This is a genomic window from Sphingopyxis sp. BSN-002 (assembly GCF_022024275.1).
Taxonomy (GTDB): Bacteria; Pseudomonadota; Alphaproteobacteria; order Sphingomonadales; family Sphingomonadaceae; genus Sphingopyxis.
In genome coordinates, this window is sequence record NZ_CP091804.1 from 116,327 (window position 1) to 131,407 (window position 15,081).

Annotated in this window: 16 protein-coding genes and 1 tRNA gene; 11 read left to right on the forward strand and 6 right to left on the reverse strand. The window is 65.1% G+C overall.

The window, feature by feature from the left end; translation table 11 throughout:
• Positions 1-33 precede the first annotated feature (33 nt).
• Together hemF and L7H23_RS00600 are read right to left on the reverse strand one after the other, a co-directional pair.
• Positions 34-894, reverse strand: coding sequence for an oxygen-dependent coproporphyrinogen oxidase (hemF, locus tag L7H23_RS00595; protein ID WP_237837438.1), 861 nt, complete (start codon positions 892-894; stop codon positions 34-36).
• Positions 891-1,349, reverse strand: coding sequence for a tRNA (cytidine(34)-2'-O)-methyltransferase (locus L7H23_RS00600; protein ID WP_237837439.1), 459 nt, complete (start codon positions 1,347-1,349; stop codon positions 891-893). The genes hemF and L7H23_RS00600 overlap by 4 nt, the downstream gene beginning before the upstream one ends.
• A 224-nt stretch (positions 1,350-1,573) precedes the next feature.
• On the opposite strand from L7H23_RS00600, the gene petA reads away from it, so the two are divergent.
• From petA to L7H23_RS00625, 5 genes are read left to right on the forward strand one after another with little or no spacing between them, the layout of a single operon-like run.
• On the forward strand, positions 1,574-2,131 hold the full coding sequence (gene petA / locus L7H23_RS00605) for a ubiquinol-cytochrome c reductase iron-sulfur subunit (protein ID WP_237837440.1): 558 nt from the start codon (positions 1,574-1,576) through the stop codon (positions 2,129-2,131).
• 13 nt (positions 2,132-2,144) lie between these two features.
• Positions 2,145-3,425: a cytochrome b/b6 gene (locus L7H23_RS00610; RefSeq protein WP_237837441.1), complete on the forward strand. Its 1,281-nt coding sequence runs from the start codon at positions 2,145-2,147 to the stop codon at positions 3,423-3,425.
• A gap of 31 nt (positions 3,426-3,456) precedes the next feature.
• Positions 3,457-4,266, forward strand: coding sequence for a cytochrome c1 (locus L7H23_RS00615; protein WP_237837442.1), 810 nt, complete (start codon positions 3,457-3,459; stop codon positions 4,264-4,266).
• Positions 4,267-4,292: 26 nt separating this feature from the next.
• A complete protein-coding gene (locus L7H23_RS00620; RefSeq protein ID WP_237837443.1) occupies positions 4,293-4,847 on the forward strand; it encodes an adenine phosphoribosyltransferase in 555 nt (184 codons plus the stop codon).
• A complete protein-coding gene (locus L7H23_RS00625) occupies positions 4,837-5,409 on the forward strand; it encodes a nucleotidyltransferase family protein (protein WP_237837444.1) in 573 nt (190 codons plus the stop codon). Before L7H23_RS00620 ends, L7H23_RS00625 begins: the two co-directional genes overlap by 11 nt.
• Positions 5,410-5,474: 65 nt before the next feature.
• Here the strand turns inward: L7H23_RS00625 and L7H23_RS00630 are convergent, their stop codons facing one another.
• Positions 5,475-6,239 carry a DUF1134 domain-containing protein gene (locus tag L7H23_RS00630; protein WP_237837445.1) on the reverse strand — a complete coding sequence of 255 codons (765 nt, stop codon included), beginning with the start codon at positions 6,237-6,239 and terminating at the stop codon, positions 5,475-5,477.
• A 240-nt stretch (positions 6,240-6,479) separates the two neighbouring features.
• On the opposite strand from L7H23_RS00630, the gene L7H23_RS00635 reads away from it, so the two are divergent.
• From L7H23_RS00635 to L7H23_RS00660, 6 genes are all read left to right on the forward strand, one after another.
• Positions 6,480-6,572 (forward strand) — tRNA-Ser (locus L7H23_RS00635).
• 81 nt (positions 6,573-6,653) lie between these two features.
• Positions 6,654-7,955, forward strand: coding sequence for an Hsp70 family protein (locus L7H23_RS00640; protein ID WP_237839297.1), 1,302 nt, complete (start codon positions 6,654-6,656; stop codon positions 7,953-7,955).
• A 110-nt stretch (positions 7,956-8,065) separates the two neighbouring features.
• A complete protein-coding gene (locus L7H23_RS00645) occupies positions 8,066-8,707 on the forward strand; it encodes a PepSY-associated TM helix domain-containing protein (protein ID WP_237839298.1) in 642 nt (213 codons plus the stop codon).
• Between the two features lie 10 nt (positions 8,708-8,717).
• A complete protein-coding gene (locus tag L7H23_RS00650) occupies positions 8,718-9,245 on the forward strand; it encodes a DUF2271 domain-containing protein (RefSeq protein ID WP_237837446.1) in 528 nt (175 codons plus the stop codon).
• Between the two features lie 68 nt (positions 9,246-9,313).
• Positions 9,314-10,096: a DUF4198 domain-containing protein gene (locus L7H23_RS00655; RefSeq protein ID WP_237839299.1), complete on the forward strand. Its 783-nt coding sequence runs from the start codon at positions 9,314-9,316 to the stop codon at positions 10,094-10,096.
• A 26-nt stretch (positions 10,097-10,122) separates the two neighbouring features.
• The gene (locus L7H23_RS00660) at positions 10,123-11,052 is read left to right on the forward strand and encodes an FAD:protein FMN transferase (protein WP_237837447.1); all 930 of its coding nucleotides are present in this window, start codon (positions 10,123-10,125) and stop codon (positions 11,050-11,052) included.
• Here the strand turns inward: L7H23_RS00660 and L7H23_RS00665 are convergent.
• From L7H23_RS00665 to L7H23_RS00675, 3 genes are all read right to left on the reverse strand, one after another.
• Positions 11,049-11,732 carry a Fe2+-dependent dioxygenase gene (locus L7H23_RS00665; protein WP_237837448.1) on the reverse strand — a complete coding sequence of 228 codons (684 nt, stop codon included), beginning with the start codon at positions 11,730-11,732 and terminating at the stop codon, positions 11,049-11,051. The two genes, L7H23_RS00660 and L7H23_RS00665, sit on opposite strands and share 4 nt — an antisense overlap.
• A gap of 59 nt (positions 11,733-11,791) precedes the next feature.
• On the reverse strand, positions 11,792-14,179 hold the full coding sequence (locus tag L7H23_RS00670; protein WP_237837449.1) for a TonB-dependent receptor: 2,388 nt from the start codon (positions 14,177-14,179) through the stop codon (positions 11,792-11,794).
• Positions 14,180-14,309: 130 nt separating this feature from the next.
• Positions 14,310-15,038 carry an energy transducer TonB gene (locus tag L7H23_RS00675; protein ID WP_237837450.1) on the reverse strand — a complete coding sequence of 243 codons (729 nt, stop codon included), beginning with the start codon at positions 15,036-15,038 and terminating at the stop codon, positions 14,310-14,312.
• Positions 15,039-15,081: the final 43 nt, after the last annotated feature.

Sequence of the window (15,081 nt, forward strand, 5' to 3'; positions counted from 1 at the left end):
AGGGCGCTCCGGAAACGGGGCGCCCTTTTTGTATCAGCTCCATTTGGCCAGCGGCGGCAGGCTCATCAGGATCGCGTCGATATTGCCGCCGGTCTTGAGCCCGAACAGCGTCCCGCGGTCGTACACCAAGTTGAATTCGGCATAGTGCCCGCGCCAGATCAGCTGTTCCTCGCGGTCGGCCCCGGTGAAGGGCAGGCCCATGCGGCGACGCACGATCTGCGGAAATATGTCGAGGAACGCCTCGCCGACGGCCTGCGTGAAGGCAAAGTTGCGATCGAACTCGGCATCGTCGCCGCATTCGAGATGGTCGTAGAAGATGCCGCCCACACCGCGATGGACGCCGCGATGCGGGATATAGAAATATTCGTCTGCCCACTTCGCGTAGCGTTCGTACACATCGGGACCATAGGGCGCGCAGGCGGCGCGGAAGCGGGCGTGGAAGGCGTCGGTGTCTTCCTGACAGGGGATCGGGGGATTGAGATCGGCGCCGCCGCCGAACCAGCGCTTCGTCGTCGCCAGGAAGCGCGTGTTCATATGCACTGCGGGGACGTGCGGGTTCGCCATATGCGCGACAAGGCTGATGCCGGTCGCGAAAAAGTTCGGGTCTTCACCGGCCCCGTGGATCGACTTTGCAAATTCGGGCGCGAACTCCCCGCCGACGGTCGAGACGTTGACCCCGACCTTTTCGAAGACCTGGCCGGTCATGACGCCGCGAACCCCGCCGCCGCCTTCGCCGGGCTCCATTCCCGCGGCTTCACGGTCCCACGGCGTGTAGGCAAAGGCGGCATCGCTGCCCGCCTCGCGCTCGATCTTCTCGAACTCGGCGCAGATCCGGTCGCGAAGCGACTCGAACCAGTTGCGCGCGGACTGTTGCTGGTGGTCGAGCGGTATCATGCGGGAAAGCCTTTCGTTTGGCGAAGCGCCTCGGCGAGCGCGATGCCAGCCGCGACCGCGACATTCAAGGATCGAAAGCCCGGCTGCATCGGAATCGCGACCCGCGCGGTGACGGCCTCATGGACGTGGTGCGGAACGCCCGCGCTCTCTGATCCGAAGAGCAGCACGTCGCCTTGATCGAAGTCAAAGTCGGGGAGGGGGGTGGCCCCGGCGGTGGTGAGCAATATGATGCGCTGCCCGGCGGTCTGCGACCATTGGCGAAACGCCTCCCACGCCGGATGGCGGCGGACATTGGCGCGCACGGCATAGTCCATGCCTGCGCGCTTCAGTGCTGCGTCGCCGAAAGGAAAACCGCACGGTTCGATGATATGCGCCGGCGCGCCGAAGCAGGCGGCAGTGCGCAATATGGTGCCGACATTGCCGGCGATGTCGGGCTGGAAGAGGGCGATTTCCATGCTGCCGCCATAAAGGCGAAGCCGCCGGGAATCGAGAGGCTTGGCCATCGTCCGATCGTTGCGCGCCCGAAGCGGAAATTGCCTGTTGGCAAGCCCGGACAGTGCGGCTATCAGGCCCGCAATTCCCGGAGGGGCCGCCGGGCTGTGCCACTATTTGTGCGCGCAATCGGGGCGGGTCACTCCTTCGAGAACTATTGTCAGTTCACCCATGCAAGGGCAGTCGAATGGCCAGTGAAACCGATACTACCGCCGGCATCGAAGATGGCGTGCGGCGCCGGGACTTCATCAACATCGCAGCAGTGAGTTTTGCCGGTGTCGGTGCAGCCGCGGTGGTGCTTCCCCTGGTCAACCAGATGAACCCTTCGGCCGACGTTCTCGCGCAGTCGACCACCGAGATCGACATTTCCGCGATCCAGCCCGGGCAGGCGATCAAGACCAGCTGGCGCAAGCAGCCCGTCTTCGTCCGCAACCTGGTTCCCGCCGAAATCGCGGCGGCGAAGAAGGTCCCGCTCAGCGATCTGCGCGATCCCCAGACGATCGACGAGCGCACCAAGCCCGGCAAGGAAAACTGGCTGATCACGCTCGGCGTCTGCACCCACCTCGGCTGCGTGCCGCTCGGCGCTGCCGAGGGCGAGAATCGCGGCGACTTCGGTGGCTATTTCTGCCCGTGCCACGGTTCGCACTACGACACCGCGGCGCGTATCCGCAAAGGCCCGGCGCCCAAGAATCTGGTCGTGCCGCCTTATGAATTCAACAGCGACACCGTCGTGACGATCGGCTGAGGAGCGAGATAAGATGAGCTTTCCCTGGGCCAAACCCTATGAACCCCAGCATCCGCTGATGAAGTGGATGGACGAGAAGCTGCCGATTCCGCGGCTGGTCTATAATGCGACCGGCCCGGGCTATCCGGTTCCGCGCAACCTCAACTATTTCTGGAACTTCGGCGTCCTTGCGGGCGCCGCGCTGGTCATCCAGATCATCACCGGCATCGTTCTGGCGATGCACTATGCCGCCAATGCGGGGGTCGCCTTCAATTCGGTCGAGCATATCATGCGCGACGTGAATGCCGGCTGGTTCATCCGCTACGCGCATATGAACGGTGCAAGCATGTTCTTCATCGTCGTCTATCTGCACATTTTCCGCGGCCTCTATTACGGTTCGTACAAGGCGCCGCGCGAAATGGTGTGGCTGCTCGGCGTCGTGATCTTCCTGCTGATGATGGCGACCGCCTTCATGGGCTACGTCCTTCCGTGGGGCCAGATGAGCTTCTGGGGCGCGCAGGTCATTACCGGCTTCTTCTCGGCGATTCCGGTCGTCGGCGACCCGATCCGCGTGTGGCTGCTCGGCGGCTTCGCGCCGGACAACGCCGCGCTCAACCGCTTCTTCTCGCTGCACTATCTGCTGCCGTTCGTGATCGCGGGTGTCATCATCCTGCACATCTGGGCGCTGCACATTCCGGGTTCGTCGAACCCGACCGGCATCGAGGTGAAGGACGAGCAGGACACGGTCCCGTTCCATCCCTATTACACCGCGAAGGATGGCTTCGGCGTCGGCGTGTTCCTGCTGGTTTTCGTCGCACTGACCTTCTTCAGCCCGAACCTGCTCGGCCATGCCGACAACTATATCGCGGCGAACCCGCTTTCGACCCCCGCGCATATCGTGCCCGAATGGTATTTCTGGCCCTTCTACGCGATCCTGCGCGCCTTCACGTTCAACTTCCTGTGGATCGACGCGAAGCTTTGGGGCGTCATCGCGATGTTCGCGGCGATCGCGCTGCTGTTCTTCCTGCCCTGGCTGGACAGCTCGCCGGTGAAGTCGTCGAACTATCGTCCGCTCAACCGCATCTTCTTCTGGGTCCTCGTCGTCGACGTGCTGATCCTCGGCTATTGCGGCAAGAGCCCGGCGGAACAGCCCTATGTGCTGCTCAGCCAGCTCGGTGCGATCTATTACTTCGCTCACTTCCTGATCATTCTGCCGATCATCTCGCGGATCGAGCGTCCGCTGCCGATGCCGAATTCGATCACGGAAGCGGTCCTCGCAAAGCATGCCGACGACACGTCGGCGGCCACGGCCTGAGCGCCGGACTTTAATAGGAGCTGATACAGCCATGGTTCGTCCGCTCGGTTTCCTCGTCGGCCTGGGTTTCATTGCCGCGCTGGTGTTCGCGATCCTCACGACGCCGCTCACCAATGAGCCCAACGCCTCGCACGAGTTCCACAAGCATCCCCGGCATCTGAAGCTGACCAGCGACGGCATGATGCCGCACTGGGACAAGGCCCAGCTGCAGCGCGGGCTTCAGGTGTACAAGGAGGTCTGCTCGGCCTGCCACAGTCTGCACCTCGTCGCGTTCCGCGACATTCAGGATCTCGGTTATACCGAGGGCCAGGTGAAGACCTTCGCCAAGGGCTTCCAGGTGCCGTCGATCAACCCCGACACGGGTGAGCCGGCGACGCGCGACGGCCTGCCGTCGGACTATTTCCCGGGCCCCTATGCGAACGAAGTCGCGGCGCGCGCTGCCAACAACAATGCGCTTCCGCCCGACCTGTCGCTGATCACCAAGGCGCGCGAAGGCGGCAAGGACTATGTCTATTCGCTGCTGACCGGTTTCCAGAACCCGCCGGCAAACCTGCCGAAGGAACTTCGTCCGGGCACGGGGCTGCACTTCAACCCCTATTTCGCGAACCTCAACCTCGCGATGGCTCCGCCGCTGACCAAGGGTCAGGTGACCTTCGCCGACGGTTCGCCGAATACGGTCGAAGCGATGGCCGCCGACGTCAGCGCCTTCCTGGTCTGGACCGCCGAGCCGAAGCTGGTGAAGCGCGTACAGGTGGGCTGGGCAGCGTTCATCTTCCTGCTCATCTTCACCGGCCTGACCTATATGTCGTACCGGAACATCTGGGCCGACAAGAAGCATTGAGGAATTGAGGGAGGGCGACCACGCAGATGATCGCCCTCCCGCCTCGACCGGACCTCGACCTGGCGTCGCTTGTCCGTACCATCCCGGATTTTCCCAAGCCGGGCATCCAGTTCCGCGACATCACCACGCTGATCGGCGACGCCGCCGGTTTTGCCGAGAGCGTTCGCCGCCTGAGCGCGCGTGCCGCGGCCCATCGCCCCGACCATATCGTTGCAGTCGAAGCCCGCGGCTTCCTGTTCGGCGCCGCGATGGCGACGGCCATGGGACTGGGAGTCGTCCCCGTGCGCAAGGCGGGGAAGCTGCCGGGCGTCACCATCGGCGTGGACTATGAACTCGAATATGGCGTCGACCGGCTCGAACTTCACGAGGGTGCGGTCCTGCCGGGGCACCGTGTCGTCCTGGTCGACGATCTGCTGGCGACCGGCGGCACGATCCTCGCGGCGGCAGCGCTGATGCGCAGCGCCGGGGCCGAAGTCGCGGCAGCGATGTTCGTCATCGACCTGCCCGATCTGGGCGGCTCACAGCGGCTCGAGGCCGCGGGGATTACATGCGAGACGCTGATCGCGTTCGATGGCGATTGATGGTGGCGACGGTGCGCGCGCCACGGTGCGCGCGCTCATCGAGGCCGACGAACTTCGCATGGCGGCGCTGTCGGCCGTCGCCGACCTGGCGCTTCCCGACGGATGGATCGGCGCAGGCTTCGTGCGCGACGCCGTGTGGGATCACCTGCACGGCCGTTCGGGCGCTCCCCCAGCCGGCGACACAGACGTGTTGTGGTTCGATGCGGAGGCGGTGGACGAAGCCGTCGATCGGGCTCTGGAGGAGAAGCTGAGGGCGGCGCTGCCGTGCTTCGGCTGGTCGGTGAAGAATCAGGCGCGGATGCATGTGCGCAACGGCGATGCGCCCTATGTCTCGGTGGCCGACGCCATGACGCGCTGGCCCGAAACGGCGACGGCGGTTGCGGCAAGGCTCGTTGCGGGGGGTGTCGAGATCAGCGCGCCGCTGGGCCTCGACGACCTGTTCGCCATGCGATTGCGGCCAACGATTTCCTTCACGGGAAGAAAGCATGCGATCTTCCGGCAAAGGCTCGCATCGAAGCGCTGGGTCGAACGCTACCCGATGCTGACGATCGTCCGGCCCTGACCGGAACAAAGAAAAGCCCGCGCCCGAAGGCGCGGGCCGATCGCCCCTTTATGCGCCGGGTCTTCCTAGAACGGGACCCAGTTCTGCTTCTTGCGGAACTTCATATAACCGACGTTCGCGCCGAGCCGCGCGCCTACGCCGACGCGGATCGGGATCAGCACGACGTCGCCGCGGCGGAGATAGGAGGCATTGAAGCCGCCGATCAGATAGGCCGCGCCTTCGCCAGCAGGGTAGCGCTTGTAGAGGTCGTTGGTGTCGAACAGGTTGTAGACGAGGACGAAGGTGTTGCCGGCATTGGCGCCTGCGTCGAAGCCGACCGAGGGGCCGGTCCAGTATGCGGGCATCTCGCCTTCGACCTTGTGGAACAATGTTCCCGAGCCGTAGCGCACGCCGAGGACGAGCGCCCCGCCGGCTTCGCGGCCGACGATATAGGCATTGGGCTCGCCCTGCTTCTTGAGGATGTCTTCGATCAGTCCGGCGAGACCTTGCGCACCCTTGCCGAACACACCCTCGGCAGCGCCGATCAGGTCGTCCTTCTTGTATGTGGTACCCGGCGGGGCGGTATTGGCGACCGTGTCGGTCGACGTCGCAGTCGCACCGGTATCGGGGGTCGTCGAATATTGCTGGTCGCCGGTGGCAAGGTCGCTGTCGAGCGTCGAATCGCTGCTTGCGGGGGGCGGGGGCGGCACGGGCGCCGGATTGTCGAGATCGGAGTCGATCGCGGTGTTCGGATCGACCGAGGTCATTTGCGCGCTCGCGGCGACGGGCGAGAAGATCAGGCCGAACGACGCAAAGGCCGTTACGGCGAAGGTGGTGAGCGTCTTGCGCATATTTCCCCCAAATTGGTCGGCGCAACGCGCGCCACGCGGGTTAACCATGACTCCTTCCATGAATCGCGGGCAATGAACGGGCGATGACCTGAGTCGATTTTGCGCCAGACCGAATCATTTTCGCCGCGAATGACGCAAAAGAAGGTCAAACGGGGGCAATGTTTGGCGTTGCGGGGCGCGAAACGCATGGCTATAGCGACCCGCCTAAGGCCAGCCCGTCGTTAGCGCGATGGACCATGCGGAGACGTGGGTGAGTGGCTGAAACCAACGGTTTGCTAAACCGTCGTACTGGTAAATCCGGTACCGAGGGTTCGAATCCCTCCGTCTCCGCCACCTTCTTTCCCTCTCGCACCCTTTTCCCGCGACGGGTTGCGGCGCGCCCGCGCCACGCGCCCGGCCGACGAAGGATCAATGATGGAACGCGATTCGGAAACAACCGCTCTCGGGCTCGATTTCGGGACGACGAACACCGTCGTGGCGCTCGCCGATCGCGCGGGGGAAACCGAACTCGTCGAATTCGGCGTGGGCGGGGCCGCTGGCGCCGTGTTCCGCTCGGCGCTGTGCTTCTGGGAGGAAGAGCGCGCATGGCAGGGCATTGCGCACGAGGCCGGCCCGTGGGCGATCGATGAGTATCTCCAGTCGCCGCTCGACAGCCGTTTCGTCCAGTCCTTCAAGAGCGTCGCCGCGAGCCCTCTGTTCGAGCGGGCGCTGATCTTCAACAGGCCCTATCGTTTCGAGGATCTCGGCCGTCTTTTCCTGCAAAAGCTGGTCGGGCATGCCGGAGGGATGCTGGACCGCCTTCCGCGACGGATCGTCGTCGGGAGGCCGGTCGAATATGCGGGCGCGCGCGCCGATCCCGCGCTTGCGCGCCAGCGCTACGACCTGATGTTCGAGGCATTCGGTACAGAGCTCTATTATGTGTTCGAGCCGCTCGGTGCTGCGCACAGCTATGCATCGCGCCTGTCGGCGCCGGCGACGATCCTGGTTGCCGACTTCGGCGGCGGGACAACCGACTTCTCGGTCGTGCGGATCGCCGAGCCCGGTGCGGCTCGCCGCTGTGTGCCGCTGGCCTCGTCGGGCATCGCGATAGCGGGCGACCAGTTCGACTATCGCATCGTCGACCGGCTGGTGCTGCCGCTGCTCGGCAAGGGAAGCCAATATCGCTCGTTCGAGAAGATACTCGAAATCCCCGGCGGCTATTTTTCCGAATTCGGCAACTGGTCGCGCCTCGCACTGATGCGCAACCGCCGCACGCTCGACGAGCTGCGGCGATTGCAGCGCGATGCGCTGCACCCTGAACGGATCGAGCGGATGATCGGGCTGATCGAGCATGAACAGGGTTTTCCGCTCTATGATGCCGTGGGCCGGCTCAAGCGCGCGCTTTCGGATGGCGAGGCAGCGGAATTTGCGTTTGAGGGCGGCGGTGTCGAAATCCGGGCCGAGGTGAGGCGCGCCGATTTCGAGGGCTGGATCGCAGACGACCTCGGCCGCATCGAGAGCGCGATGGACAATGCGCTCGCAAGGGCGGGAATCCCGACCGGTGAAGTCGACCGCGTCTTCCTGACCGGCGGCTCCTCGCTGATTCCCGCGATCCGCGCGATTTTCGATCGTCGCTTCGGCTCCGGGCGGATCGCCACGGGTGGCGAGCTGACCTCGATCGCGCACGGCCTTGCGCTGATCGGCGGCGAAGAAAATCCCGCCGAATGGGCAAGCTGAGTCGGTTGGGTAAGGGGAAAGAAAAATCCCCCAAAACACTGCGAAATTTATTGTAATTGCGAATCGTTCTCGATAATGGCGGGCATCTTTTCAGGGCAGACCCGTTCCAGATGCATGCACCCCAGACTCAGCGACCGGCACCGAGGAAGAGCCGCAAGGCCTTCTGGCTGAAGCAGCTGCATATGTGGCACTGGATGAGCTCGGCAATCAGCCTGATCGGGCTGGTGCTGTTCGCTATTACCGGCTTCACCCTCAACCATGCGGCCGACATCGAGGGCTCGCCGGTCATTACCCAGAAGGCGGCGCAGATGCCGCCCGCGATCCTGGGAAAGCTCGGAGCCGATCCGGCGGGCGGGAAGGGCAGGCTGCCGCAGCCCGTCGCGACCTGGGTCGAGGACCATTTTCCCGTCAAGACGAACGGCGAGGCCGAATGGTCGGCTGACGAGGTCTATCTGCCCGCGCCGCGCCCGGGCGGCGATGCGTGGGTCGCGATCGACCGCGCGACCGGCGACGTGACGAGCGAGATCACCGATCGCGGCTGGATTTCCTATCTCAACGACCTTCACAAGGGCCGCAATTCGGGCGGCGAGTGGAGCCTGTTCATCGACATCTTCGCCTTCGCCTGCCTGGTCTTCGCGATCACCGGGCTGTTCCTGCTGTGGCTGCATTCGGCGAAGCGCAAGAGCACCTGGCCGCTCGTCGGCGCCGGGCTCGTGCTTCCCGCGGCCGTCGCGATCATCTTCATCCACTAGGGAGACTTTCATGCCGTCCACTTCGCGAACGATCCTGATCGGCGGAACGCTGAGCGCCGCGCTGACCGCGCCGGTCATGGCGGCCGCGGCGCCGGCGACGATGGACGTGACGATCACGATCCCGCAGCTGAAGGTTGCCGAATATCACCGGCCCTATGTGGCGATCTGGGTCGAAAAGGCCGGTGCGCCCGCAAAGACGGTCGCGGTTTGGTACGACTATGACATGAAGAACAACGAGGGCACCAAGTGGCTCCGCGATGTCCGCCAATGGTGGCGCGCCGCGGGCCGCACGATGACTTTCCCCGCGAATGGCATCACCGGCGCGACGCGCGCGCCGGGCGCCCAGAAAATCTCGTTCAGCCGCGCGCAGCTCGGCGCGACCGCCGCGGGCGAATATACGCTCGTGATCGAAGCCGCGCGCGAAGTCGGCGGCCGCGAACTGCTGCGCATTCCGTTCACCTGGCCGGCGAAGGCCGGAGCGGGCGGCCGCGCTGCGGGTAAGACCGAACTCGGCGCCGTTACCGTCGCCTTCCGTTGATCATTCGAAAGGGCAGGGACATGAAGAAGCAGATTCTCGGATTGGCCGCGACGGTTGCGCTCGCGGCGATGGCGGTCGTTCCGGCGAGCGCGCACCGCCAGTGGATGATGCCGTCCGCGACCGTTCTGTCGGGCGACGACGTCTGGGTGACCGTCGATGCCGCGGTGTCGAACGATCTCTTCTATTTCGAGCATCAGCCGCTGCGCCTCGACACGATGAAGGCCTGGGCGCCCGACGGGACCGAAGTCCAGCTCGAGAACAAGTCGACGGGCCGCTATCGCAGCACTTTCGACGTCCATCTGACGCAGAAGGGCACCTGGCGCATCGCGTCGGTCGCCGACATGCTGATGGGCAGCTATGATCTGAACGGCAAGACCGAGCGCCTTCCGCGCGGCACGACGGCGGCGAACCTGGCCGAACGCATTCCCGCCGGCGCAACCAATGTGAAGACCGCCGAGGCGAACAACCGCAACGAGATTTTCGTGACGGTGGGCGAGCCGACGACGACGCTGTTCAAGCCGACGGGCAAGGGGATCGAACTGGTCCCGGTGACGCATCCGAACGACCTGATCGCGGGTGAAGCGGCGACCTTCCAGTTCCTGCTCGACGGCAAGCCTGCCGCCGATCTGCCCGTCACGGTGATCCCGGGCGGGATCCGTTATCGCGACCAGCTGGGCGAGATGCATCTCAAGACCGGCGCCGACGGCAAGGTCGAGGTGACCTGGCCCGAAGCCGGAATGTACTGGCTCAACGTGACGACGCCGCAAGCGGGTGAAGCGGCCGAGGGCGTTCCGCCGCCGATCGCGCGCCGCGCAAGCTATGTCACGACGCTCGAGGTCCTCGCGCCCTGAGCGACCGCATATTGATTCCGCGTGCATTGACGCCCGCCGCCTTTGCGGCGCGCGTTGCGGATGCGGACGTCCGGAGCTTTGCCGGCGAGACGATGGGGACGAGCTGGTCGCTGCAAGCCGTATCCGCACCGTCGGACGCGGGCGTTGGCGTTCAGGCGGCGCTCGACCTGGTCGTCGCGCAGATGAGCCAGTGGGAGCCGGAATCGGATATCTCTCGATTCAATCGCGCCCCGGCGGGTGAATGGCGCGTGGTGCCGTCCGAATTCGGACGCGTCGTTGCCGCTGCGCTGGAGATCGCCGAGGCGAGCGGCGGGGCGTTCGATCCCTCGCTCGGTGAACTGACCGAACGCTGGGGGTTCGGCAGCGCGGGACCGGTCGACGCGCCACCCGATGAAAGCAGCTTTGCGAGGTGCGCGGTCGAGATAGACAGCGAAGGGCTCCGCATCCGTCGCGGCGAAGGCGCGCAGCTTGATCTGTCGGGCATCGCCAAGGGCTATGGCGTCGATCTCGCCGCCGAATGGTTGCTCGGGCAAGGCGTGCGGCACTTCCTGATCGAGGTAGGCGGCGAACTGCGCGGCGAGGGACTGCGCCCCGACGGCCAGCCTTGGTGGGTCGATGTCGAGATGCCGCCAACGTCGTCGATCCCGCCCTGGCGGATCGCGCTTCACGATTTGTCGGTCGCGACGTCGGGCAACTATCGCCGGGGCTTTGCCACAGGCGGACGATATTACTCGCACAGCTTCGATCCACAGACCGGCCGACCGATCGTCAATGGCGTCTCGTCGGTGACCGTGCTGGACCGCAGTTGCATGATGGCCGACGGCTGGGCAACCGCGCTGACCGTGCTGGGGCCGAAAGACGCAATGGCGCTCGCCGATGCGCAGGGGCTCGCTGCTTCGATGGTGGCTGGCGACCGCGAATATTGCTCGCGCGAATGGCGCGCAATGCTGGGTTAGGCGTCGGCCCAGCTTCGCAGGAGATTGTGATAGACGCCGGTCAGGCGGACGACGGTCGCATCGCCCTGACCCAGCGCCTGCGCTGCGCCCTGCACACCCATATCGAGGTCGAAGAGCAGATTGCGCTGTCCCTGATCGCGCACCATCGACTGGATCCACATAAAGCTCGCGACGCGTGCACCCGACGTGACGGGCTCGACGCGATGGACCGTGGTCGAGGGGTAGAGGACCATATGACCTGCGGGCAGCTTGAGCCCCGGGGCCTCGGCGAAGCCCTCGACGACAAGGCCGCCGCCTTCATAGCTGTCGGGGTCGGCGAGAAAGAGCGTCGCCGAGAGGTCCGCACGCATACGGAAATCACTGCCGCGGCGCATGCGGATCGCATTGTCGATATGGTCGCCAAAGGCCTCGCCGCCAGCGTAGCGATTGAAATAGGGCGGGTAGATTTTGAGCGGCAGCGCCGCCGCGATGAAGAGCGGCGTCCGGCCGAGTGCATCGAGAACGAAACGCCCAGCCTCGGCTGCGGCTTCGCCGAATTCGGGGAGTTGCTGGTTGCGTTTCGCAAGCGCGGCCTGGGGCCCCGACGTCTCGTTGCCGTCGATCCAGTCGGCGGCGTCGAGAATGCTGCGGAGTTTGGCGACGCCTGCCGCGTCGAGCACGTCGGGAATGATGCGGATCATGACGCCGCTTCTAGGCCGAAAAGGGCGGGAACGGCAATCGCCGCGCCCGCCCGTCCGGATCAGAAGTTGTAGAAGAGGCTGAACACCGCCGAACGTGCGTCGCCGGGGGTTGCCCAGCCGCCCGAAACGGCGCCCGTCGTCGCATTCACATTGTTGCGGACGCCGGTGTAATAATCCTCGTTCGTGAGGTTCGTGACGTTGAGCTGCGCCACGAGGCCGTTCTTGAAATCGTACGACACGAACGCCCGGTGGATCAGATAGTCGTCCACCATGAACTGCGTACGCTGCAGCAGATTGCGCTGGTTGGTCGCGAACTTGCCCTGATAGGTGATGCCGTAGCCCACCTGCAGACCGAACGGGAAGACGTAGGTGGTGAACAGGCTGCCCGAATGCTTCGGGGTCTGGACCAGTCGGTCGCCGCGCTGCGGATCGGGAATTGCAGCACTGTTCGCGCAGCCCGTCGCTCCGGGCGTGGCGAGGCAGAAGTCCGAGACGCTCTGGCGCACTTCGCTGTCGAGATAGGTGTAGTTCGCGAAAATGGCCCATTCGGGGGTGACGTTGCCGGTGACGCCCAGCGCGATGCCGTCGACGCGCGACTCGCCATCGAGCACCTGAAGCGAGTTGGGCTGGGCCGGATCGTTCGAGGGCGTGCGGAAGTTGCTGCGTTCGTTGCGGAACAGCGCCGCAGTCAGAAGGAGCTTCTTGTTGGCGAGTTCCGCCTTGGCCCCGATTTCGTACGTGCGGGCCTTTTCCGGCGCGACGGCGCACGGGTCGGCTGCGCCGGTTGCGGGGATCACGCCGCAGCCGAGGCGGACCGTCGCCGACGACGGGGTCTTGGCATTGCCGTAGGCGCCATAGAGGCTGACGTTCTCGATCGGGTGGAAGACCGCGCCGACACGATAGGAGAACAGATTCTCGTCGCTGACCTGCGCGGCCTGCTGTGCGGGCGTCAGCGGCGTGGTGCCCGGCGGGACCACGAGCAGGGGAATGTTGCGGAAGCGGGCGTGGTTGTTTTCATAGCGCAGTCCGGCGTTCAATTCGAACATGCTGCCCAGTTCGAGCGTGTCGAACGCATAGATTGCCTTGTTGCTGCTATAGCCCTTCGAGCGCGCGGTCACGGTGAAGTTGATCGGGCCCGTATAGACGGTGTCGGGATTGAACAGATCGATCTGCGGCAGCGTGACGGCCGAGCCGTTGGGATTGCGGGCCAGCGATGCCGTGGTGATCTCGTAATCCTCGCGGCTGATCGACGCCCCGATCACGAGGGTGTTGCGCGTCCCGCCGGCTTCGCCGGCGGTGATCGTCAGGTCGGTCTGGTTGTGGAGCAGGTCGTTGACCTGGTCGCGGACCAGCCCGCGCGGTCCCGACGGCAGGTAGCGACCGGGGGCAAGTCCTGTCGGGCAGGCGATGCCCACGGTCGAGTTCGGGCCGGAGCCGACCGGCTGCAGGTTATTCGCCAGGCAGAAAGTGCCCTGCGGCGCGCTCGTCTGGCTGTACTGGCCGACGCGCTGCCAGCGGGTCAGGTTGCGAACCGACACATTATCGCTGAATGCGTGGCGGAAGGTGGCGGTCAGACGGTCGACCTTCGTTTTCTGCTTGTCCAGATTGACGATGCCGAAATAGTCGCTGTCGTTGACGCCCGGCAGCGGCCCGTCGTTCACGCCGCTGAGGAAATAGGGAACGCCATAGATCGGCGTGTTGTCGTCGTCCTGATGGATATAGGCGAGCGTCAGGCTGGTATCGCTGTCGACGCCGATCGTGATCGACGGCGCGACGCCCCAGCGCTGATAGGATTCGACGTCGCGTCCGGGGACGTCGTTTTCATGATACATTGCGTTGATGCGGACCGCGATCAGGTCGTTGAGGCGCCAGTTGCTGTCGACCGAGCCGCGATAGTAGTTGTCGGTGCCGACCGCCGCCTGCACCGTCGTCGCGTCGCGAGCGAAGGGGATCTTGCTGACGAGATTGATCGTCCCGCCGACGCTGCCCGAACCGTTGAAGACCGAGTTGGCGCCGTTGTAGACTTCGATCTGCTGCAGGTTGAAGGGGTCGGTGCGGCTGTACTGCGCGCTGTCGCGCACGCCGTCGACGGTCAGGTCGTTGTTCGCCGAATAGCCGCGCAGGTTGATCGAGTCGCCATAACCGCCGCCGCCTTCGCCGGCGCCGAAGGTGATGCCGGGGATCGTCGAAAGCGCGTCGCGCAGCGTCAGCAGATTCTGCTGGCGAAGCTGTTCCTGCGACACGACCGTGACGGTCTGGGGCGTGTCGACGATCGGCGCGGTCGATTTGGGCGATTCCACCTCGGTCGCCAATGTGCCGGAAACGACGATGTCGCTGCGGCTGCCGGGCGCGTCCTGCGCGGCATCGGCGTCGGCGGCGAGCGCCGGTGCGCTGATCAGGGTGCCAACGCAGGAGAGTGCGAGGAACGAGGCGGATGAAGTTTTCACGGATAACCCCCTTTTGGTTTGGTTGCCCGCGCCGCTATTGAGAGTCGTTCTCACTGTCAACAGATATTGAGAGTCGTTCGCGATAATGTCGCAGAGTGTGGCAATTTTTGCAGAATGCGGCGGGCTGCGATCAGCGGCGGCTTTCGAGCCACCAGCTTTGGCGCCAGCCATATTGGCTCGCGACCGGCTGACCCGCGCCGTTGGTCGCGGGCCTGAAACGGAAGCGTTCCTCGATCAGGCGGCAGGTGGTCGCATCGAGCGACGCGTCGCCGCTCGACCGGGTGACGCGGCATCCGGTAACGCGACCGCTCGCCTCGATCGTGAAGCGGACCTCGACCTCGCCGCCGATCTTTGCGCGGCTCGCATCCTTGGGATAGTCGCGATCGCGGATCGCGCCGCTGCGCCAGACCGCCCTTGTGCCGCCGCCCATGCCGTTTCCGGATCCGCCTGCGCCCGTTCCGTTGCCGCGCCCGCCCGCGCCGGAGCCTGGCCCCGGGAACGGTGTCGCGCCGGCAGACGGATCGGTGCCTGCTCCCGGCTGCGGCGCTGCCGTTACCGGCGGTGGCTTCGGCGGAACAATGACCGGCTTCGGCGCCGCAACTTGCGTGGCCCTGGCATATCGGTTCGCAGCCGAGGCCTTGCCGCTTTCTTTCTCGCTCGGTGCGTTGGTCGCCGCACGCGTTTCGGACGGCGGGGGCGGCGCGGGCAGGGCGATGGCGCTGATCGCCTCGCTCGCGGTGCGGATGACGTGCAGATCGAGACCGGCTGCGAGCCCGAGCCCGATCGCAAGGGCCGCGAGCAAGGCACCGCCGGCCGCCATGATGCGCTGTTGCCCCGGAAGCTGCCCTGTATAGGTCATCGCTGCGTCCCGAACGCACCCCTTCGGCGCGCCTCGGGATGTA